The sequence below is a fragment of the Bradyrhizobium nitroreducens genome, assembly GCF_002776695.1.
GTDB classification, from domain to species: domain Bacteria; phylum Pseudomonadota; class Alphaproteobacteria; order Rhizobiales; family Xanthobacteraceae; genus Bradyrhizobium; species Bradyrhizobium nitroreducens.
The window spans coordinates 7,155,743-7,175,411 of sequence record NZ_LFJC01000003.1 but is presented as its reverse complement, the minus strand read 5'-3'; the positions used below and the strand labels follow the sequence as shown (position 1 = coordinate 7,175,411).

The 19,669-nt window shown below is 64.1% G+C and carries 19 protein-coding genes; 10 read left to right on the top strand and 9 right to left on the bottom strand.

The annotated features are described in order from the left end of the window. Positions 1-115 precede the first annotated feature (115 nt). On the bottom strand, positions 116-361 hold the full coding sequence (locus tag TSA1_RS34040; RefSeq protein ID WP_100180128.1) for a pentapeptide MXKDX repeat protein: 246 nt from the start codon (positions 359-361) through the stop codon (positions 116-118). Positions 362-691: 330 nt separating this feature from the next. Between TSA1_RS34040 and TSA1_RS34035 the strand changes: the two genes are divergently transcribed. From TSA1_RS34035 to TSA1_RS34020, 4 genes are all read left to right on the top strand, one after another. Continuing rightward, on the top strand, positions 692-1,714 hold the full coding sequence (locus TSA1_RS34035; RefSeq protein WP_100180127.1) for a TRAP transporter substrate-binding protein: 1,023 nt from the start codon (positions 692-694) through the stop codon (positions 1,712-1,714). Then, on the top strand, positions 1,711-2,265 hold the full coding sequence (locus TSA1_RS34030) for a TRAP transporter small permease (RefSeq protein ID WP_100180126.1): 555 nt from the start codon (positions 1,711-1,713) through the stop codon (positions 2,263-2,265). Before TSA1_RS34035 ends, TSA1_RS34030 begins: the two co-directional genes overlap by 4 nt. Continuing rightward, positions 2,262-3,620, top strand: coding sequence for a TRAP transporter large permease (locus TSA1_RS34025; protein WP_100180125.1), 1,359 nt, complete (start codon positions 2,262-2,264; stop codon positions 3,618-3,620). The genes TSA1_RS34030 and TSA1_RS34025 overlap by 4 nt, the downstream gene beginning before the upstream one ends. A 255-nt stretch (positions 3,621-3,875) precedes the next feature. After that, on the top strand, positions 3,876-4,316 hold the full coding sequence (locus tag TSA1_RS34020) for a hypothetical protein (protein ID WP_100180124.1): 441 nt from the start codon (positions 3,876-3,878) through the stop codon (positions 4,314-4,316). A 223-nt stretch (positions 4,317-4,539) separates the two neighbouring features. Here TSA1_RS34020 and TSA1_RS34015 read toward each other — a convergent pair whose 3' ends face one another. After that, complete coding sequence (locus TSA1_RS34015; protein WP_100180123.1) at positions 4,540-5,232, bottom strand: GntR family transcriptional regulator; 693 nt, start codon at positions 5,230-5,232, stop codon at positions 4,540-4,542. 227 nt (positions 5,233-5,459) lie between these two features. On the opposite strand from TSA1_RS34015, the gene TSA1_RS34010 reads away from it, so the two are divergent. The 4 genes from TSA1_RS34010 (at position 5,460) to TSA1_RS33995 (ending at position 9,340) form a co-directional block, all read left to right on the top strand. Beyond that, positions 5,460-6,068 carry a TRAP transporter small permease gene (locus TSA1_RS34010; RefSeq protein WP_100181488.1) on the top strand — a complete coding sequence of 203 codons (609 nt, stop codon included), beginning with the start codon at positions 5,460-5,462 and terminating at the stop codon, positions 6,066-6,068. Further along, entirely contained in the window at positions 6,068-7,333 is a 1,266-nt protein-coding gene (locus TSA1_RS34005; RefSeq protein ID WP_100180122.1) for a TRAP transporter large permease, read from the top strand. Before TSA1_RS34010 ends, TSA1_RS34005 begins: the two co-directional genes overlap by 1 nt. Positions 7,334-7,356: 23 nt before the next feature. Continuing rightward, positions 7,357-8,340, top strand: coding sequence for a TRAP transporter substrate-binding protein (locus TSA1_RS34000; protein WP_100180121.1), 984 nt, complete (start codon positions 7,357-7,359; stop codon positions 8,338-8,340). 73 nt (positions 8,341-8,413) lie between these two features. Next, positions 8,414-9,340 carry a dihydrodipicolinate synthase family protein gene (locus TSA1_RS33995; protein ID WP_100180120.1) on the top strand — a complete coding sequence of 309 codons (927 nt, stop codon included), beginning with the start codon at positions 8,414-8,416 and terminating at the stop codon, positions 9,338-9,340. A gap of 76 nt (positions 9,341-9,416) precedes the next feature. On the opposite strand, the gene TSA1_RS33990 is transcribed toward TSA1_RS33995, so the two are convergent. Genes TSA1_RS33990 through TSA1_RS33975 form a run of 4 tightly spaced genes read right to left on the bottom strand, consistent with a single transcriptional unit; the run spans position 9,417 to position 15,130 of the window. Next, a complete protein-coding gene (locus TSA1_RS33990) occupies positions 9,417-10,328 on the bottom strand; it encodes a hydroxymethylglutaryl-CoA lyase (RefSeq protein WP_100180119.1) in 912 nt (303 codons plus the stop codon). Between the two features lies 1 nt (position 10,329). Beyond that, a complete protein-coding gene (locus TSA1_RS33985; protein ID WP_174719195.1) occupies positions 10,330-12,324 on the bottom strand; it encodes an acetyl/propionyl/methylcrotonyl-CoA carboxylase subunit alpha in 1,995 nt (664 codons plus the stop codon). A 4-nt stretch (positions 12,325-12,328) separates the two neighbouring features. Then, entirely contained in the window at positions 12,329-13,933 is a 1,605-nt protein-coding gene (locus TSA1_RS33980) for a carboxyl transferase domain-containing protein (protein WP_100180117.1), read from the bottom strand. A gap of 24 nt (positions 13,934-13,957) precedes the next feature. Continuing rightward, entirely contained in the window at positions 13,958-15,130 is a 1,173-nt protein-coding gene (locus TSA1_RS33975) for an isovaleryl-CoA dehydrogenase (protein ID WP_174719194.1), read from the bottom strand. 123 nt (positions 15,131-15,253) lie between these two features. Here TSA1_RS33975 and TSA1_RS33970 point away from each other — a divergent pair, with 123 nt between their 5' ends. Continuing rightward, the gene (locus tag TSA1_RS33970; protein WP_100180116.1) at positions 15,254-16,282 is read left to right on the top strand and encodes an AraC family transcriptional regulator; all 1,029 of its coding nucleotides are present in this window, start codon (positions 15,254-15,256) and stop codon (positions 16,280-16,282) included. Between the two features lie 99 nt (positions 16,283-16,381). Here TSA1_RS33970 and TSA1_RS33965 read toward each other — a convergent pair whose 3' ends face one another. The 3 genes from TSA1_RS33965 to TSA1_RS33955 all read right to left on the bottom strand — a co-directional run bounded on the left by TSA1_RS33965 (position 16,382) and on the right by TSA1_RS33955 (position 18,233). Continuing rightward, positions 16,382-16,678, bottom strand: a complete 297-nt coding sequence (locus tag TSA1_RS33965) for a DUF3551 domain-containing protein (RefSeq protein WP_100180115.1) — start codon at positions 16,676-16,678, stop codon at positions 16,382-16,384. Between the two features lie 275 nt (positions 16,679-16,953). After that, positions 16,954-17,445, bottom strand: a complete 492-nt coding sequence (locus TSA1_RS33960) for an Lrp/AsnC family transcriptional regulator (protein ID WP_100180114.1) — start codon at positions 17,443-17,445, stop codon at positions 16,954-16,956. Between the two features lie 98 nt (positions 17,446-17,543). Continuing rightward, positions 17,544-18,233, bottom strand: coding sequence for a hypothetical protein (locus TSA1_RS33955; protein WP_100180113.1), 690 nt, complete (start codon positions 18,231-18,233; stop codon positions 17,544-17,546). A 317-nt stretch (positions 18,234-18,550) separates the two neighbouring features. Here TSA1_RS33955 and TSA1_RS33950 point away from each other — a divergent pair, with 317 nt between their 5' ends. Continuing rightward, positions 18,551-19,636 (top strand): IS5 family transposase, encoded by a 1,086-nt coding sequence (locus TSA1_RS33950; RefSeq protein ID WP_100174552.1) that lies wholly within the window; start codon positions 18,551-18,553, stop codon positions 19,634-19,636. The last annotated feature ends 33 nt before the right edge of the window (positions 19,637-19,669 follow it).

The window sequence follows — 19,669 nt, the reverse complement described above, 5'->3', positions numbered from 1 at the left end:
CACGTTCAATTGAAATTGAACCAAGACATATTTTGGGGCGGTCGGAGCGACCGCCCCAAACATTCGCGCGTGCGTTTGCCTGTTGCCAAACGCCTGGATCGCGAACGGGCGAGGATCAGTTCTTCTTCATCATCCCGTCGTCTTTCTTCATGCCGTCCTTCGACATGTGGTCCTTCTTCATGCCGTCGTCCTTGGACATGGTGTCCTTCTTCATCATGCCGTCCTTGGACATCGTGTCCTTTTTCATCATGCCGTCGTCCTTGCCCATCTTGTCCTGGGCAAAAGCGGCCGGCGGCAGCGCAAGGCCAAGCGCGAGAGCGGCAGCCGAGACGCCGAGCACGATGCGGGTGCGAATGGTCATGGATCAACTTCCCTTCGAGATGTGTTTGTCAGCGACGGACGCCGCTATCCAAACTCGACGAATGGACGGACCGCCTTGTTACGCCGCCGCCGATAAATTTTAGCGAGCGCGTTGCGATCCGTCGCCCGAAGGAGCCCAGGACCGGCAGTGGCAATCGGATGTGTGTGCAGCGCAGCACGTCCGGCACTTGCCGCGGCATTCGGTCTCGAACTATCAGATGAGAGAATACCGGGTGAAAGACCGGCTAGGATGGGCCTACGCACTGGTCACACGACCCGCCAATCACGCCAAACAAGAACCGTTCGAAGAACCGTCCAAGGGGATTACACCATGCTCACGCGCCGCCATCTGATTGCGACCGCCGTCGCCGCACCCGCCATCCTCCGCTTGGGCACCGGCACCGCGCAGGCCGCCACCACGTTGAAGATCTCGCATCAATTCCCGGGCGGCACCATCGACAAGGGTGATTTCCGCGACCGGCTCTGCCGCATGTTCGCCGCTGAGATTGCCAAGCGCAGCAATGGCGACATCGCCGCGGAGATCTATCCGAACTCCTCGCTGATCAAGACCAACGCGCAGTTCTCCGCGATGCGCAAGGGCGCGCTCGACATCTCGCTCTATCCGATGCCCTACGCCGGCGGCGAGCTGCCCGAGACCAATATCGGCCTGATGCCCGGCCTCGTGACCACCTACGACCAGGGCCTGCGCTGGAAGAAGGAACCGGTCGGCAAGGCGCTGACCGACTTCCTCGCCGACAAGGGCATCATCCTGCTCACCTGGGTGTGGCAGGCCGGCGGCGTCGCCAGCCGCTCCAAGCCGATCGTCGCCCCGGAAGACGCCAAGGGCCTGAAGGTGCGCGGCGGCTCCCGCGAGATGGACATGGTGCTGCAGACCGCCGGCGCCTCGGTGCTGTCGGTGCCTTCGAACGAAATCTACGCGGCGATGCAGACCGGGGCCTGCGATGCCGGCATCACCTCCTCGACAAGCCTGATTTCGTTCCGTCTCGAAGAGGTCGCGAAGTCGCTGACGTCAGGCGCAGGCGCCTCCTACTGGTTCATGCTCGAGCCGCTGATGATGTCGAAGGCGATTTTCGACAAGCTGCCGAAGAACCATCAGGACATCCTGCTTGCAGTCGGCACCGAGCTCGAGGCCTTCGGCCGCAAGGGTGCGCAGGACGACGACGTCGAGGTCGCCAAGGTCTACGAGAAGGCCGGCGCCAAGGTCTCGGCGCTCGATGCCGCCACCGTCGGCAAATGGCGCGACATCGCGCGCGACACCGCGTGGAAGGATTACAGCGCCAAGACCGCGACCGCCGCAAACCTGCTCAAGCTCGCCACCGACGTCGCGGCATGAGCCACGGTCCGCTTCCGGATCGTAACGACCACGCAACCGCTGCCGCGGGCATTGGCCCTGCGGCGGCGATCGATCGCGGTCTTGCCGTCCTCAACAGCATCATCGTCGTGTTCGCCGCAATCGCGCTGGTCGCGGCCTGCTCCATCCTGAGCTACAGCGTGCTCAGCCGTGCGCTGTTCAAGGCCGCCAATTACTGGCAGGACGAGGCCGCCGTTTTCCTTCTGGTCGGCGCCACCTTCATGACGGCCGCCTATGTGCAGCAGAACCGCGGCCATATCGGCATCGAGGCCTTCGTCGGCCTGCTCTCGCCGCTCGCCAACAAGATCCGGCTCTGGCTGGTCGACGCTGCCACCTTCCTGTTCTGCGCCTTCTTCACCTGGAAGTCCTGGACACTGGCGCATGAAGCCTATGTCGACGGCCAGGTCTCGAACTCGATGTGGTCGCCGCCGCTCGCCATCCCCTATTCGCTGATGGCGCTCGGGATGAGCCTGCTCTGCATCCAGATCCTCGTGCAGCTTGCGCTGCCCCTCACCGGAGCCAAGCGTTCATGAGCGTGTTCGGTATCGGCGTTGCCTACGGTGTTGCGACGCTGCTCGTGATGTTTTCGGGCATGCCGATCGCGTTCGCGCTCGGCGCGGTCGCGGTCGTGTTCATGGGCATCTACATGCCCACCGCGTCCCTCGATACGGTGACGCAGAACGTCTACGAGGAGATGGCCTCGATCACGCTGTTGTCGATCCCGCTCTTCATCCTGAAGGGCGCGGCGATCGGCAAGTCGCGCGCCGGCCAGGATCTCTATTCGGCCCTGCATGCCTGGCTGCATCGCGTGCCCGGCGGCCTCGGCGTTGCCAACGTGTTCGCCTGCGCGCTGTTTGCGGCCATGGCGGGCTCCTCGCCCGCAACCTGCTCGGCGATCGGCTCGGCCGGCATCCCCGAGATGCGCAAGCGCGGCTATTCCGGCGGCTTCGCCGCAGGGATCATCGCCGCCGGCGGCACGCTCGGCATCCTGCTGCCGCCGTCCATCACCATGATCCTGTTCGCGGTCGCAGCCGAAAAGTCGCTCGGCCGGCTGTTCCTCGCCGGTATCGGGCCGGGTCTCCTGCTCGTCTCGTTGTTCGGCTTCTACGCCGTCTTCCGCTTCCGCCGGGAATATGCGGCAGCTGAAGCGATCTACAAGAAAGGCGGCCCTGAGGCCGCGATCCTCGCTCGCGACGAGTACACGCTGGCCGAACGCTTCAGCGTGCTGCCCCGCGTGATCCCCTTCGTGCTGCTGCTGACCGGCGTCATGATCGCGCTCTACGGCGGCTACGCCACGCCGTCGGAGACCGCTGGCCTCGGCGGCCTCCTCGCGCTGGCTCTGATCGCGGCGATCTACAGCGTGTGGCGGCCAAGCGACCTTGCGCCCATCATGAAATCGACGATCCGGGAATCGACCATGCTGATGATGATCATCGGCATGTCGCTGCTCTACTCCTACGTGATGAGCTATCTGCACATCTCGCAGTCGGTCGCCGAATCCATCGTCGCCATGCACCTGCCGCGCTGGGAGCTGCTGTTCGCGATTCTGGTCATGGTCGTCGTGCTCGGCTTCTTCCTGCCGCCGGTCTCGATCATCCTGATGACGGCGCCGATCATCCTGCCACCGCTCCGCGCCGCCAATTTCGACATCATCTGGTTCGGCGTGGTGATGACCATCGTGATGGAGATGGGGCTGATCCACCCGCCGGTCGGCCTCAACATCTTCGTCATCCGCAACGTCGCCCCCGACATTCCCTTGCGCGAGGTGATCTGGGGCACCCTGCCCTTCGTGCTGCTGATGATGTTCGCGGTGCTGCTGCTGTGCCTGGTGCCTGGGATCTCGACCGGGCTGCCGGATCTGGTGATGGGGCCGGACGGGAGCAGGTAGCGGCAATCTGGGTCTGGGACACGTTTGGTCCCACATCGCCCACTTATTGAGCGCCGTGGTCCCGGAACAGCCCGGCGAGAGCCGTCCCGCCCGTCATTGCTAACCAACGACGAAGCAATCCAGGTTCTTTGGTTACAACCAAAGATACAATCCATAATTGTATCGCGTTGACATCACCTCACTTGCTATTTATGGTTGTATACACGCAAAACGTGTAGGCGACATGCCCTGTTTTAGAGCCCCTGAGGAATACTCATGTCATTCGTTCAGACTTTTCAGATCGTCAACAACAGCACTTACACGCTGTATCTCGACCGGATCGGCAGCACAAACCTCGGTGACGGAGAGTGGCCCGCGACCGTCGCGGGCAACTCCAAATCCCCGACCTTCAAGCAGACCGGCTCCTCCGACATCAACCCGACGGCGGTCTATAATTTCCAGGGCACGCACATCCCGATCAACGCCTATCTGCATTTCTATTGCGTCGGCGTAGATCCCGCCCTCCACGTCAACATGACGATGCAGTTCAGCCCGCCGCCCGTTTCGATCGGCAGCAGTATCTCCGAAGACAATACGGACAACGGCCACAGCTACACGACCGACACCGCGACCACCGACCACGTACCGATCCTCAGGATCAGCACCACGGGCAACGGCTCTTCGCGCGGCAATGCGATCTTCACGATCGGCCCCTGACGGCCGGCGCGCTGAAGCCAGCTCCAGTGCAGATCTCGCGCGGTGGGCAAAGCGAGAGCGTGCCCACCATCTGCCGATGAGTGCGGAAACATGGTGGGCACGGCGCCTACGCGCCTTTGCCCACCCTGTACCCCTTTTGGGGGTTCGTAGCCGGGCTAACGGTATAGACTGGCACCACAGGCCGTCCGCCGGGAGTAGCCTTGCCGACCAACGAGAGCAGTGACTACGGCTCGCTCTTCCGCCGTCCCTTCGGCGGGGCCACGCTGCCGGCCACCACCTGCAACAGGTCCTTGCGCACGGCCTCGATGTGCCGTTCCAGAAACCGGCAGGCTTCCTCGACCTTCTCCGCGCGGCAGAGCGCGATCAGATGGGCGTGCTCCTTCTCCGCAATTCCCATCGCCTTGGTGTTGGAGAGCTGCAGGCGTGTGTAGCGGTCGCTGGTCTGGAGCAGTGACAGCACGATCGTCCGGGTGCGCGGCTGCGGCGCGTGGACGTAGAGCGCCATGTGGAAGTCGGCGTTGAGCTGGCCCCAGTCGCTGACATTGCGTGCCTTGATCGCCTTCTCGAAGCTCTTGTGGATGCTATCGAGCCCGTCGAAATCCTCCGCGGTGAAGCGCGGCGCCGACTGCGCCAGCAAGCGCGGCTCCAGGATGCGCCGCAGGTCGAACACGTCGTTGATCTCGTCCAGCGACAGCTCGGAGACGATGGCGCCTTTCTGCGGGACGATGCGTACCAGGCCTTCGGCCTCGAGCTGGAACAGGGCCTCGCGCACCGGGATGCGGCTGACGCCATAGGTGTCGCCAAGTGCATCCTGGCGCAGCTGCGATCCGGCCGGATAGGTGCCGTCGAGGATCGCCTGGCGGAGCTGGTCGACGATCGCGGCCGACAGGGTGCGATGCTTCAGAGGCTGTTTCATCTGACCTTCTGTTGTCCTTCCCGACTCGTCGGTGCGAAGCGGTCCCTGTCTTGCATGTTGAGCTGCCCGGCAAAAGCCGTGCTCCGCAAAGCCGGTGCCCAGCAAAGGCGCGCCCTGCCGCCGATTTGACCGCAATCTCCGTTTGACTCCCAAAATGTATAAATTATACATTTGGCAATCGCACGACAAATCTTTCGGGGGTTGGGGCCTTCATGATCGAGCAGACGATGCCGGCCACACGCGCGCTCAGTCTCCGGCGGACGATCGTCCGGACGTCGAGCGCCCTGCTCGCTCTCGAGCGCCTCGCGCTGATGGGCCTGATGTATCTGCTCACCGGGCTGATCCTGGTGAACGTCGTCACTCGCTACTCGCATTTCCCGATCTACTGGATCGACGAATCCGCTGTTTATTGCGTGGTCTGGCTGACCTTCATCGGGGCGTCCGCGATGACGCGACTGCGGCTCGACTTCGCGGTCACGATGCTGACGGAACGCCTTTCGCCGCAGCGCCAGAAGCTCGCAAAAGTGATCTCGACCGGCCTCGTCGTCGTGTTCGGCGTTGCCCTGATCGTCACCTGTGCGCTCTGGATGGATCCGATCGGCCTCGCACGCGCCGGCTTCGACGGGCGCAAACTCGCGGCCGAGACGTTCAACTTCCTCTACACCGAGCGTACCCAGACGCTGAACTGGCCGACCTGGGTGATGTATCTGACGCTGCCGATCTTCGCGGTGTCGATGACCATTCACGGCCTCGCCAATCTCCTGGAAGATCTCGACCTGGTGCCGCGCACGAAGCTGACCGGCTTTCAGCTTTCCGAGCTCGACGGGGTCAACTGATGATCACGTCCGCAGCCTTCATGGCCTTCATGCTGGTCGGCGTGCCGATCGGCCTCTGCCTCTGCCTCGCCAGCCTCGTCTATATCGCGGCCTCCGGCAATCCGGTGCTGTTCCAGTCCTATCCGCTCCAGCTGTTCGGCGGCGTCGACAGCTACGGCTTGATCGCCATCCCGCTGTTCATCCTGATCGGCGAGATCATGAACGGCGGCGGTATCACGCGGCGTATCGTCGACATGGCGATGGCGTTCGTCGGCTCGCTCAAGGGCGGGCTCGCCTACGTCAACATCCTCGCCAACATGTTCATCTCCTCGATCCTTGGATCGGCGACCGCGCAGGTCGCGATCATGGCCCAGATCATGGTGCCGGAGATGGAGAAGAAGGGCTACGACAAGACCTTCGCCGCCGGCCTCACCGCCTATGGCGGCATGCTCGGCCCGATCATCCCGCCTTCGGTGATGTTCGTGGTCTACAGCGTGCTGGCGCAGGTCTCGGTCAGCGACATGCTGATCGCCGGCATCGTGCCGGGCGTCATCCTGACCGTGATGTTCTGCCTCGTCATCGCGCTGATGGGCTACATCTACAACTATCCCCGTGCCGACTATCAGACGCCGCGCCAGCGTGTCATGACGATCCTGCGGACGTCGCCGACGCTGCTGATCCCGATCGTCATTGTCGGCACCATCCTCGGCGGCCTTGCCAACGCGACGGAGTCCGCCGCAGTCGGCGCCGTCGCCGCGGCCCTGGTCGGAAAATTCTGGACCAAGGAGTTCGAATTCTCGCAGCTCCCGCAGATGATGCTGCGCAGCGCGATCTATTCGGCGATCGTGCTGTTCCTGGTCGCGGCTGCCGCCGTGTTCTCCTGGGTCCTGATCTTCGGCAAGGTGCCGCAGGAGACCGCCGCCTGGATCCAGACCGCCGCCAAGGATCCCGTCAGCTTCATGCTGATCTGCAACGTCATCCTGCTGGTGATCGGCACGGTCATCGACGGCATTCCCGGCCTGATCATGACGGTGCCGATCCTGCTGCCTGTTGCCACCGAGGTCTATCACATCGATCCCCGCCAGTTCGGCGTCGTCGTGGTGATCAACCTCGTGCTCGGCCTGTTGTCGCCGCCGGTCGGGCTCTGCTTCTTCGTCGCGGCCGCCGTCACCGGCGCCAAGCCGGGCAAGATGTTCATGGTGACGCTGCCGTTCTTCGTCATCTCCTGCGTCCTCCTGGTGCTGCTCTCGCTCTACCCCTCGCTCTCGCTGATCCTCGTCAAATAGGCCCATCCGAAAGGAGCCCGACCATGCCGCTTTCACGTCGCCGCTTTCTCGCCGCCAGTGCCGCCGCATCCGTGTTCGCACCGTCCCTGGCGCTGGCCCAGGCCAAGGAGTTCCGCCTCGGCCTGATCACGCCGAACGGTCATTCCTGGAACAAGGCCGCGCTCAAGTTCGGCGACGATCTCAAGGCCGCCTCCAACGGTCGCCTGACATTGACCGTGTTCCACTCCGGCCAGCTCGGCAACGAGACAGCGATGATGCAGCAATTGCAGTCCGGCGCGCTCGATATGGGGTTCATCCAGGCCGCCGAGCTCGGCTCGCGCGTGCCGCATATCGCGGCGATCAACGCGCCCTACATCGTCCGCTCGACGCCGGCGGTGGCGAAGTTCGTGCGGCATCCGGCTGCCGTGAAGCTGTTCGACGTGTTGCCGCAGGAGACCGGCACGATCGGCCTCGGTTGGGGCATCACCGGCATGCGCGCGGTGTTCTCGTCCAAGGACCTGAATTCGCTCGCCGACATCAAGGGCATGAAGCTGCGCATCAACCCGACGCCGGTCTACCGCGATTTCTATTCCTCGCTGGGGGCTGCCCCGACGCCCATTCCGACACCGCAGGTGTTCGACGCCATGGCCAACGGCCAGGTCGACGGCCTCGAGGCGGATCTGGAATTCTCCTGGAACCAGCGCTTCGACAAGGTGTCGAAGGTGATCCTGCAGATGAACGCTGTCTTCATGCCGATGGCAGCCGTCGTCTCCGGCCGGGTCTGGCAGTCATTGCCGCCTGCCGACCGCGAGCTGATCGCCAAGCTGGTGAAGTCGACACTGGACGCGCAGATCGACGAGCTCGCCGGCAACGAGCCCGCGCTGATCGAGAACTTCAAGAACGCGCCGATCCCGATCCGTCAGGTTCCGGCCGGCGACACCGAGGCCGTCATCGCCGAGTTCGACAAGATCTGGCTGCCCAAGGCTCCCGTTCTCGCCGAGCTGCGCAAGGTCGGCGCGACCCTCTGATCCTTCCGCCAACCTCCTCACACCTGCCGGCGGCCCCAGCCCCCCGCCGGCCTTTTTCATCTGGAGAAAAAACATGCCCCGCCGCGTTTCCTGGGAAGGCGTCTTCCCGGCCGTCACCACCCAATTCCACGACGACCTCTCGCTCGACATCGACGCAACCGCCAAGGTGATGGACGGGCTGATCCGCGACGGCGTCTCCGGCCTGATCGTCTGCGGCTCGGTCGGCGAGAACACCTCGCTGGAGCGCAAGGAGAAGGTCGCAATCATGGAGACGGCGAAGTCGGTTGCGGCCGGCCGTGTGCCCGTGCTGTGCGGCATCGCCGAATTCACCACGGCGTTTGCGGTCGAAACCGCCAAGGAAGCCGCGCGCGTCGGCATCGACGGCGTGATGGTGATGCCCGCCCTGGTCTATTCGTCCAAGCCGCACGAGACCGCCGCGCATTTCCGCGCCGTTGCCTCTGCGACCGATTTGCCCGTCATGCTCTACAACAACCCGCCCATCTACAAGAACGACGTTACCCCCGACATCCTGGCCTCGCTCGCCGACGTCGAAACCGTCGTCTGCTTCAAGGATTCCTCGGGCGATACGCGCCGCTTCATCGACACCCGCAACATGGTCGGCGACCGTTTCGTGCTGTTCGCGGGTCTCGACGACGTCATCGTCGAGAGCGTCGCCATGGGCGCGGTGGGCTGGGTCTCCGGCATGTCGAACGCCTTCCCGCGTGAGGGCGAGACGCTGTTCCGCCTCGCCAGGGCCGGACGCTTCGCCGAGGCGATGCCGCTCTACGAGTGGTTCATGCCGCTCTTGCATCTCGATGCGCGCCCCGACCTCGTCCAGTGCATCAAGCTGTGCGAGCACATCATGGGCCGCGGCACCGCGTTGACCCGCCCGCCGCGCCTTGCGCTCCTGCCGCAGGAGAAGGCTGAAGTCGAAGCCATGATGGCGAAGGCCCTCAAGAACCGGCCGCGCCTGCCGGATGTCGGCCTGAAGGCGGCCTGAGCGAAGATCTCGTCGGGTGGGTTACGCCGAGTGATTGCGCTTCGCGCGGTCACAGAGCTAACCCACCCTCCGAAGCTTACGAAGCCGCCCGCTTCCTCTTCGCATTCAACGCCGACGCCACGCGGCTGACCGGCGGCTTGCCGAGCACGGCGCTCATCGCGTTGGTGGCCGCGAGCAGCTTCTCCATATCCACGCCCGTCTTCACGCCCATGCCTTCGAGCATGTAGACGACGTCCTCCGTCGCGACATTGCCGGTCGCGCCCGGCGCGTAGGGACAGCCGCCAAGCCCGCCAGCGGCGGCGTCGATGACGCGGACACCCTCCTCCATCCCGGCATAGAGATTGGCGAGCGCCTGGCCGTAGGTGTCGTGAAAATGCATCGCGAGTTTTGCGGGCGGGATGTTCGCTGCGACCGCGCGCAACATCTCTTTCGCCTTGCTTGGCGTACCGACGCCGATGGTATCGCCGAGCGAGATCTCGTAGCAGCCGAGATCCCACAGCGTGTTCGCGAGATCGGCGACCGCCGTCGGCTTGATCTCGCCGTCGAACGGGCAACCCAGCACGCAGGAGATGTAGCCGCGCACCTTGACGCCATCAGCCTTGGCCCGCGCCAGCACCGGCTTGAACCGCTCGATGGATTCCGCAACCGTGCAGTTGATGTTGGCCCGCGAAAAGCCCTCGGAGGCCGCAGCGAAAACGGAGACCACCTTGGCGCCGGCGGCGCGGGCCGCGTCATAACCCTTCTCGTTCGGCACCAGCACGTGGAACTCGGCGCCCTTGACGTAAGCGACGCCGCGCAGCACGGCGTCCGAGCTTGCCATTTGCGGGATCGCCTTGGGCGAGACGAACGCACCGACCTCGACCGTATCGAGGCCGGCCCCGACCAGCGCCTCGATGAAGGCAATGCGGGCCTCGACGCTGACGGGCGTCTTCTCGTTCTGGAGGCCATCGCGCGGCCCCATTTCGATGATGCGGACCTCGGCGCTCATGTCACTCCCCCAAAGGTTCGACCACGGCGAGTTCGACGCCTTCCTGCACGATGTCGCCGACCTTGCATTTGATCGACTTCAGCACGCCGGCATAGGGCGCCCGCAGCGTCTGCTCCATCTTCATGACTTCGAGCGTGAGGATCGGCGCGCCTTTTTCGAGCTTGGCACCCTCCTCGGCCAGCACGGCGACGACCGTGCCCGGCAAGGGCGCGGCGATCTTGTCCGCGCCGGTCTGCTCCTCGGTCTCGCCGCCGAACGGATCCACCCAGTGCAGGTCGAAGCGTCCGTTGCGCGTGCGCAAATACAACTCGTGGCCGTCGATCACGGCCGCAACCGACGATTTGACGCCGTCCAGCGTAAGGTCGAAGCCGCCGTGCTTCGCCGCGATCGTGAACGCCAGCTCGCGCTCGCCGATCACCAGCGTCGACGGTCCGCTGCCATAGTTCAGGGTGACCTTCTGCTCCGGCCCATGGCCGACGCGAAAGGCGAAGCTGCGCCGGCGGCGGCCGACAGGCTGCCAGCCGAAAGTCTGCCAGGGCGAACCCGCCTCACCTCGCCGTTCCTCGTTGATCACAGCGGCGACGGCGGCGCAGAGCTCCAGCTCGCCGGGCGCCGGCGCGGCCGACGTCAGCACCGCCAGCTCGCGCTCGATGAAGCCGGTGTCGATCGCATTGCTCCGCACCTTCGGGTGCGTCATCAGCGCCGACAGGAACGGGATGTTGGTGACGATGCCGCGGACGTCGGACTCCTCCAGCCCGCGGTTCAGCCGCTCGATCGCGACATCCCGCGTCGGCGCCCATGCGATCATCTTGGCGAGCATGGCGTCGTAATAGGGCGAGACGCTGTCGCCCTCGCGATAGCCCGCATCGATGCGCAGGCCGCCGGTTTCCGACGGCAGGCGCCAGGTCGAGATCCTGCCGACCGACGGCATGAAATTCCTGGTCGGGTTTTCGGCGTAGACGCGCGCCTCGACGGCATGGCCGTTGAGCTTGATCTCATCCTGCTTCATCGGCAGCGCCTCGCCGAAGGCGACGCGCAGCTGCCACTCGACGAGGTCGATCCCAGTGATCAATTCAGTCACGGGATGCTCGACCTGCAGGCGCGTGTTCATCTCGATGAAGAACACGTCCTTGCCGTCGGACACGAACTCGATGGTGCCCGCGCCGACATAGTTCACCGCTCCGGCCGCCTTGCGCGCGGCGGCGCAGACGGTCTCGCGCTGGGCAGCATTGAGCGTCGGCGACGGCGCCTCCTCGATCACCTTCTGGTGCCGGCGCTGCAAGGTGCATTCGCGCTCGAACAGCGACAAGAGATTGCCGTGGCTATCGCCGATGATCTGCACCTCGATATGGCGGGGATTGTCGACATATTTTTCGATCAGCATACGGTCGTCGCCGAACGCCGCCTTGGCCTCGCGCTTGGCGCTGACGATGGCGGGCGCAAGCTCGTCGGCCGAGCGCACGATGCGCATGCCGCGGCCGCCGCCGCCGGCCGACGCCTTCACCAGGATCGGAAAGCCGACCTTGTCGGCCGCCTTCGCCAGCGTCGCATCGTCCTGCGCGTCGCCGTGATAGCCGGGCACCAGCGGCACCCCTGCCTTCTCCATCAGCGCCTTCGAGCCGGATTTCGAACCCATTGCGTTCATCATGTCGGCAGTCGGGCCGACGAAGACGAGGCCGGCATCGTAACAGGCTTGAGCGAACTCGGCGTTCTCCGACAGGAAGCCGTAGCCGGGATGGACGGCCTCGGCGCCGGTCTTCTTCGCAGCTTCGATCAGCCGCTCGACATTGAGATAGCTGTCGCGGGCACGAGCCGGCCCGAGCAGCACGGCCTCGTCCGCGAGCGCGACATGCATGGCGTCGCGGTCGGCCTCGGAATAGACCGCAACCGTGCGCAGGCCCATGGCACGCGCGGTGCGGATGACGCGGCAGGCGATCTCGCCGCGGTTGGCGATCAGGAGCGTGCGAAAGCGGCGGTAGAGCTTTGAGCGGTCCATCGCATCACATCCTGAACAGGCCGAATTTCGTCGGTTCGATCGGCGCATTCGACGCCGCCGAGAGGCCGAGGCCAAGCACGAGACGCGTGTCGGCCGGGTCGATCACGCCGTCGTCCCACAGGCGCGCGGTCGCGTAATAAGGATGCCCCTGGCTTTCATATTGCGCGCGGATGGGCTCGCGGAATTTGTCTTCCTCTTCCTTCGACCAGCTGTCGCCCTTGGCCTCGATGTTGTCGCGGCGGACCTGGCTCAGCACCATCGAGGCCTGCTCGCCGCCCATCACCGAGATGCGCGCATTCGGCCACATCCACAGGAAGCGCGGCGAGTAGGCGCGGCCGCACATGCCGTAATTGCCGGCCCCATAGGAGCCGCCGATCACGACGGTGAATTTGGGCACCGAGGCGGTCGCAACGGCCGTCACCAGCTTGGCGCCGTCGCGCGCGATGCCGCCGGCCTCGTATTTCTTGCCCACCATGAACCCGGTGATGTTCTGCAGGAACACCAGCGGAATACCGCGCTGGCAGCACAGCTCGATGAAATGCGCGCCCTTCAGCGAGCTCTCACTGAACAGAATGCCGTTGTTGGCGATGATGCCGACCGGATAGCCCCAGATGTGGGCGAAGCCGCACACCAGCGTCGTGCCATAGAGCTTCTTGAACTCGTCGAACTCGGAGCCGTCGACGACGCGGGCGATGATGTCGCGCACGTCGAAGGGCTTGCGACCGTCGACCGGCACCACGCCGTAGATCTCCTCCGCCGCGAACAGCGGATCGCGCGGTGGGTGCATGTTGAGGTTCGGCGCGACCTTCGGCTTCAGCGTGCCGACGATGCGCCGGGCAATGCCGATCGCATGCGCATCGTTCTGGGCGTAGTGGTCCGTGACGCCCGACTGACGCGAATGCACGTCGGCGCCGCCGAGTTCCTCGGCGCTCACGACCTCGCCGGTCGCGGCCTTCACCAGCGGCGGGCCGCCGAGGAAGATGGTGCCCTGGTTACGCACGATAATGCTCTCGTCCGACATCGCGGGGACATAGGCGCCGCCGGCGGTGCAGGAGCCCATCACGATCGCGATCTGCGGAATGCCAGCTGAGGACATCTGCGCCTGGTTGTAGAAGATGCGGCCGAAGTGCCGCTCGTCCGGAAAGATCTCGTCCTGCAGCGGCAGGAAGGCGCCGCCGGAATCGACCATGTAGACGCAGGGAAGGTTGTTCTGCCGCGCGATGTCCTGCGCACGAAGATGCTTCTTCACGGTCATGGGATAGTAAGTGCCGCCCTTGATCGTGGCATCGTTGGCGACGATGACGCATTCGCGGCCCGCGATGCGTCCCACGCCGGTGACGACGCTGGCCGAATGCACGTCGCCGCCATAGAGGCCGTAGGCCGCCAGCGGCGACAGCTCCAGGAACGAGGTGCCGGGATCGACCAGGAGGTCGACGCGCTCGCGCGCCAGCATCTTGCCGCGCGAGGTGTGGCGGTTGCGCGAGGCTTCGCCGCCGCCGCCGGCGACCTGGCTGAGCTTTTCGCGCAAATCGGCGACGAGGCCGCGCATGGCCTCGGAATTGCGCGCGAAATCTGATGACGACGGATCGATGCTGGAATGGAGCGGCATGATGATTCCAATGAGGTGAAGGTTTTACGCCGTCTCGGCCATCAGCTCGCGGCCGATCAGCATACGGCGGACCTCGGAGGTGCCGGCGCCGATCTCGTACAGCTTGGCATCGCGCCAGAGCCGCCCGACCGGGAATTCGGATGTGTAGCCGACGCCGCCCAGCGCCTGGATCGCCTCGCCGGCCATCCACGTCGCCTTCTCCGCGGAATAGAGGATCGCCGCCGCGGCATCCTTGCGCAGGGTGCGCGCGTGATCGGCGCGGTCGCAGGCGCGCCCGACGGCATAGACATAGGCGCGCGTGGCCTGCCAGGTCGCATACATGTCGGCGAGCTTGCCCTGCATCAGCTGGAAATCGCCGATCGGCTGGCCGAACTGCTTGCGCTCGTGCATGTAGGGCACGACAGCGTCCATGCACGCCGCCATGATCCCGAGCGGGCCGCCCGAGAGCACCGCGCGCTCATAGTCGAGGCCGGACATCAGCACCTTGACGCCCTCGCCCACCTTGCCCATCACGTTCTCCTCCGGCACCTCGCACTCGTCGAAGAACAAGGGATAGGTGTTGGAGCCGCGCATGCCGAGCTTGTCGAGATGCTGGCCGTGGGTGAAGCCCTTGAAACCCTTCTCGACCAGGAAGGCGGTCATGCCGCGCGGGCCGGCTTCGGGGTCGGTCTTGGCGTAGACCACCAGCACGTCGGCGTCGCCGCCATTGGTGATCCACATCTTCGAGCCGTTGAGCACGTAGCGATCGCCGCGCTTGTCGGCGCGCAGCTTCATCGAGACCACATCGGAGCCGGCGCCCGGCTCCGACATCGCGAGCGCGCCGACATATTCCCCTGAGATCAGCTTCGGCAGATAGCGCTGGCGCTGCGCGTCATTGCCGTTGCGGCGAATCTGGTTGACGCAGAGGTTGGAATGGGCGCCGTAAGACAGGCCCACGGCGGCCGAGCCGCGCGAGATTTCCTCCATGGCGACGATATGGGCGAGGTAGCCCATGCTCGAGCCGCCATATTGCTCCGGTGCGGTCATGCCGAGCAGACCGAGGTCGCCGAAGCGCTTCCAGAGGTCCGCCGGAAACAGATTGGCCTTCTCGATCTCGGCGGCGCGGGGGGTGATCTCCGCCTCCACGAAGGCGCGGAGCGTATCGCGCAGCATGCCGATGTCTTCGCCCAGATCGAAATCGATGCTCGGGATGTTCAAGGCGATTCCTCCCTATTTTGGGGTCCGAACCTAACGGGCTCGGGGCCCTCTTGCGGTCGAAAAGGTTGCATTTTCCGCCAAACTTGGCGAGGATTTTCCGGAAGGAATTCCCTGGGGTTCGCAATGCCTTTTCAAGTCGCAACCGCGATCCCGCGCCGCGCCGTGACCCCTGCCGCTTTCGTCCGCGGCGTGGTCGCCGCCTATGCGCGCTATGGACTGGACCCGGCTGAAGCCTTGCAGCGGGGCCAAATAGCGCCGGACCTTGTCAATTCTCCGGACGGGCGGGTCACGGCCGCCCAGTTCGAGGCGCTGGCGGGCCACGCCATGCGCGAGCTCGACGACGAGGCGCTCGGCTGGTTCTCGCGGCGCCTGCCCTTCGGCACCTACGGCATGCTGTGCCGCGCCTCGATCACCGCGCCGACGCTGGAGGTCGCACTCAAGCGCTGGTGCCGGCACCACCGCCTGCTCACCGAGGACGTGCGGCTCGATCTCGAGGTCGGCGAGGAGACCGCGACGGTGACCATTCGCGAGCTGCGCGACCTCGGCGCTTTCCGCGAATTCTGCCTGGTCACCCTGCTCCGCTACGTGCTCGGCTTCTCCTGCTGGGCGGTGGATTCCAGGATCGCCCTCCGCGCCGCCGAATTTCCATTCCCCGAGCCCGGCCACGTCTCGGTCTATCCGACCATCTTCTCCCGCACCATCCGCTTCGATGCGGCCGTCGCGGCCATCGTCTTCGACAAGCACTATCTCTCGCTACCGCTCACGCGCAGCGCCATCGATCTCGACAACATGCTCAAGGGCGCGCTCCGGCTGACCGTGCTGCCCTATCGGCGCGACCGGTTGCTGGTCGAGCGGGTCCGCCGCGTGCTGCGCAATGCGCGCGGGCGAAGTCTCGGAGCCGAAGATGTCGCAAGCGAGCTCGCGCTGTCGACGCGCACCATGCACCGGCGCCTGCGCGAGGAGGCCACCTCGCTGCGCGACCTCAAGGAAGAGGCAAAATTCGAACTGGCAAAACAGGAGCTGATGCGCGGCCGCACGCCGATCAAGCGGATCGCCGAGATCGCCGGCTTCCGCAACGAGAAGAGTTTTTCCCGCGCCTTCCGCAGCTGGACGGGCGCGAGCCCCCGCGAGTTTCGAGGGCGGTATCGCTAGTGGAGCGAGTGCCATGAAGCGTCGTGGCCCTCAAACATTTACGGCCTCCGGGATTCCCCCGAAGGCCGTAAAGGTCGAGACCACCAGACTTAACCCTGATCAATTCGAGTTGGTCTGCGCGCCCGGGCGAAGCTTGGCGCGCTGCTGCGAATGCTTCGGCTGATAGGCGAGAGAATCGCTCGCGCTCTTCCCGCCGCTCTGCGCACACATTCCGCCGATACCGCCGGCAGCGGCGCGGCAGGTTTCCATGGTCGGATAGCCGCAGCCGTGAGCAGCCTGCGCGCCGTTGGTGATGCAATAATCTTCCGCTTTCGCAGTCGGTGTCGTCAGCACCAGAAACGCAGACGCAAACAGCGTCGCGGCGGAAACTGCGAACGTCTTCGAAACCGAGGTCATGATGTCTTTTCCTGCTTGAGAAGTCCCACATAGAGCCCCGGACGTACGATGCGCGCCGAGGCCCATACCCCGCATGTAAGCCAATCAATGGAGCCATCAATCACGGCTCAGCGCATTGCAGGAATGTAATAATCACATTTCTCAGTTAGGTAAGTTAATCAGCATTATAGTGCCGACGCGGCGTGCCTGCGCAGCGCGGCCGCTGCCGCTGCCGACGCTCGCCTCCAATTCCTTCGGCAATTGATTCAAATGCACGCCGCTTGCGGCGTGACCCGCTAACCCACGGACGCTGCTGCGACGTCTTGCAACGGCAGCGGCACATCCTTGGCGACCCCCAGCACCGGGAAGCTTCGCACGTTCTTCACGTCGGGCATCGCCGCGAAGTGCAGAAGCTGCTGGCGCATGCTCTCCACGCTCGGCGCCACGCATCTCAGGAGATAGTCGGTGTCGCCGGAAATCCGCCAGCATTGCTGGATGCGCGGGATCGCCGATATCGAGCTCTCGAACGCCTCCAGCACCGGTTGAGCCTGGCTGCCGAGCTCGATCGAAACGAACGAGACGACCTCATAGCCGAGCCGCCGCTCGTCGATGACCGCCCGCACCGCCCGGATCACGCCGCGGCTGAACAGCGATTTCAGCCGCCGCAGGCAGTTCGGCGCGGACACGCCGACGCGCAGCGCCAGCTCGTTGTTGCGAACCCGTCCGTCCTGCTGCAGCTCGGATAAGATCTTCAGATCGACGCTGTCGAGCTGGTCACGCCCGGCCATCCCCCACCTCGCCATGGTCCTGTCATGCGCGGCAGCGAAGCATGGAGCGGAATGGCTGCCAAGGGCTGTCGGCAGCCGCCCGACCGATTGCGGCGAGATCAAAAGCGATTGAAAGGCCTCCGAACGCGGGCCGGCTTGGGAGTGATGGCATCCTTGTCGCCCTCCACGCTCTCGAAGCGACGCAAGATCACCCGCCAATTGTTGTGCTCGTCGCCTCGCAAGTTGAGCGGCGGACACTTCAGCACCGCTTCCATGATTTCGGCAGCCGATCGGAGATACTCGACTGTGTCCCTCCTGTCTTCGAGCATAGGCGGACGTGCGTATGAACCACTGATGCTGAATTCGAACCGGACGGTTATGTCGGGACCTTTCTCGCGAACAGGCATGCAATCGTCAAAGTGCTTTTCGATGGCAGCTTTCATCTCATCACTCAATTTCGGGACAGGGTGGAAGATGAAGGGTTGTGTCTTGTTTCCGTACGCAAACTTCTCCGCCGGATAATATCGATAGGGTTCGCACGCACGAATCCGGTTCATCGCCCCGCGCACGTCTTCCCGGAACTCGTCGTTGTCGACCGGGGCGACCACTTCCGGCTCGCCGACGATCATGCCTTTATCGTCGGTGACCACCCTGATCGTGATGCTATAGGTTTTGGTCGCGTACCTCAGGCACCGATTGAAGCGCGCGGTGTTCGCAGCGATCTCCTCGGGCGTGGGCGGATTGGGCTGAGATACACCGGCGAGCACGGGAGACGAAGCCAAAAGCAAAATCAGAAAAAAGGGTCTCATATATAGCCGTCCGAGATTTAAGTATCTCGGCGAGAATAACTTCCGGTTGTCCGAGGGTCTAGCATAGCGTCAGGCGGCCTGGGCGACGTGACTGGCCTGGCGGTAAGGATGCCACCTCTCACATAGCCGGCGACACTTGAGCGTTTTCGAGCGAAGTGGACACCGGTTCGCGTGAAGAAAACGCGTCAAAACAAGAATCTAGAGCTTCGGTTCTGATTCAATCAGAACCGAAAATGCTCTAGCAGTCTGCTGAAAAACTATCGTTTTTGTCGGAGTTTCGTGATTCACTGATTTGCATTGGATCTCGGAGGCTGGGGATGCGTGGCAAGTTCGAGGATCAGGGTGGACTGTTCTCGTATGTTTTGCCTGAGGCGCTGGTTCCGAAGGACCACCCGTTGCGCAAGATACGAGATCTTGTACGTGCCGTTCTGAGCGATCTGAACCGGACATTGAGCGGGCTGTATTCGAAGGAAGGTCGTCCTTCGATCCCGCCCGAGCAGTTGTTGAGTGCTCTGCTGCTGCAGGCCTTTTATGGCATCCGCTCGGAACGACAGCTGATGGAACAGCTGGACTATAATTTGCTGTATCGTTGGTTCGTGGGGCTTTCGCCGGATGATCCGGTCTGGGACCCGACAACGTTTACGAAGAACCGTGCCCGGTTGGAGAACGGCGAGGTGTTCGCCAAGTTCATGGCGAAGCTTCTGAACCATCCGGATGTGAAGCCCCTGTTGTCGAGCGAGCACTTCTCGGTGGATGGCACGCTGATCGAGGCCTGGGCTTCACAGAAGAGCTTTCGCCCCAAGGACGGCAGCGGCGACGATGATGACGGCGCCAACTTCCATGGCCAGAAGCGCAAGAACGACACCCATGCGAGCACCAGCGACCCTGACAGCCGGCTCTATCGCAAGGCGGCCGGGCGAGAGGCCAGGCTTTGCTATATGGGCCACGCCACCATGGAGAACCGGCACGGGCTGGCGGTAGCCGGCAAGGTCACGCATGCCAATGGTACCGCCGAACGCCGGGCTTCAGAGGCGATGCTGAAGGCGAGACGCAAAGCCGCAGGCCGCCGCATCACCGCCGGTGAGGACAAGGCGTACGATACGGCCGAGCATGTCGACAATCTTCGTGCCATCGGCGTGACGCCGCATGTGACCCAGAACCAGGCCGTCACCAAAACCGGCAAGACCCGCAACAGCGCCATCGACGAGCGCACAACGCGGCACCCGGGCTACAGCATGTCCCAGTCACGGCGGGCGATGGTCGAGTGCATCTTCGGATGGGGCAAGCAGCATGGCACCATGCGCAAGACCAAACATCGGGGCATCGCTCGCGTCGCCGCCGACTTCCTGCTCAATCTGATTGCCTACAACCTCGTCCGGATACCCAAGCTCGTCGCAGGTTGAGGTCGCCGATCGGAGAGGCAATCGCCGCTCCGA

Coding starts and splice junctions, on each gene's coding strand:
- TSA1_RS34040 (WP_100180128.1), bottom strand. CDS start 361: ATGACCATTCGCACCCGCATCGTGCTCGGCGTCTCGGCTGCCGCTCTC.
- TSA1_RS34035 (WP_100180127.1), top strand. CDS start 692: ATGCTCACGCGCCGCCATCTGATTGCGACCGCCGTCGCCGCACCCGCC.
- TSA1_RS34030 (WP_100180126.1), top strand. CDS start 1,711: ATGAGCCACGGTCCGCTTCCGGATCGTAACGACCACGCAACCGCTGCC.
- TSA1_RS34025 (WP_100180125.1), top strand. CDS start 2,262: ATGAGCGTGTTCGGTATCGGCGTTGCCTACGGTGTTGCGACGCTGCTC.
- TSA1_RS34020 (WP_100180124.1), top strand. CDS start 3,876: ATGTCATTCGTTCAGACTTTTCAGATCGTCAACAACAGCACTTACACG.
- TSA1_RS34015 (WP_100180123.1), bottom strand. CDS start 5,232: ATGAAACAGCCTCTGAAGCATCGCACCCTGTCGGCCGCGATCGTCGAC.
- TSA1_RS34010 (WP_100181488.1), top strand. CDS start 5,460: ATGCCGGCCACACGCGCGCTCAGTCTCCGGCGGACGATCGTCCGGACG.
- TSA1_RS34005 (WP_100180122.1), top strand. CDS start 6,068: ATGATCACGTCCGCAGCCTTCATGGCCTTCATGCTGGTCGGCGTGCCG.
- TSA1_RS34000 (WP_100180121.1), top strand. CDS start 7,357: ATGCCGCTTTCACGTCGCCGCTTTCTCGCCGCCAGTGCCGCCGCATCC.
- TSA1_RS33995 (WP_100180120.1), top strand. CDS start 8,414: ATGCCCCGCCGCGTTTCCTGGGAAGGCGTCTTCCCGGCCGTCACCACC.
- TSA1_RS33990 (WP_100180119.1), bottom strand. CDS start 10,328: ATGAGCGCCGAGGTCCGCATCATCGAAATGGGGCCGCGCGATGGCCTC.
- TSA1_RS33985 (WP_174719195.1), bottom strand. CDS start 12,324: ATGGACCGCTCAAAGCTCTACCGCCGCTTTCGCACGCTCCTGATCGCC.
- TSA1_RS33980 (WP_100180117.1), bottom strand. CDS start 13,933: ATGCCGCTCCATTCCAGCATCGATCCGTCGTCATCAGATTTCGCGCGC.
- TSA1_RS33970 (WP_100180116.1), top strand. CDS start 15,254: ATGCCTTTTCAAGTCGCAACCGCGATCCCGCGCCGCGCCGTGACCCCT.
- TSA1_RS33965 (WP_100180115.1), bottom strand. CDS start 16,678: ATGACCTCGGTTTCGAAGACGTTCGCAGTTTCCGCCGCGACGCTGTTT.
- TSA1_RS33960 (WP_100180114.1), bottom strand. CDS start 17,445: ATGGCCGGGCGTGACCAGCTCGACAGCGTCGATCTGAAGATCTTATCC.
- TSA1_RS33955 (WP_100180113.1), bottom strand. CDS start 18,233: ATGAGACCCTTTTTTCTGATTTTGCTTTTGGCTTCGTCTCCCGTGCTC.
- TSA1_RS33950 (WP_100174552.1), top strand. CDS start 18,551: ATGCGTGGCAAGTTCGAGGATCAGGGTGGACTGTTCTCGTATGTTTTG.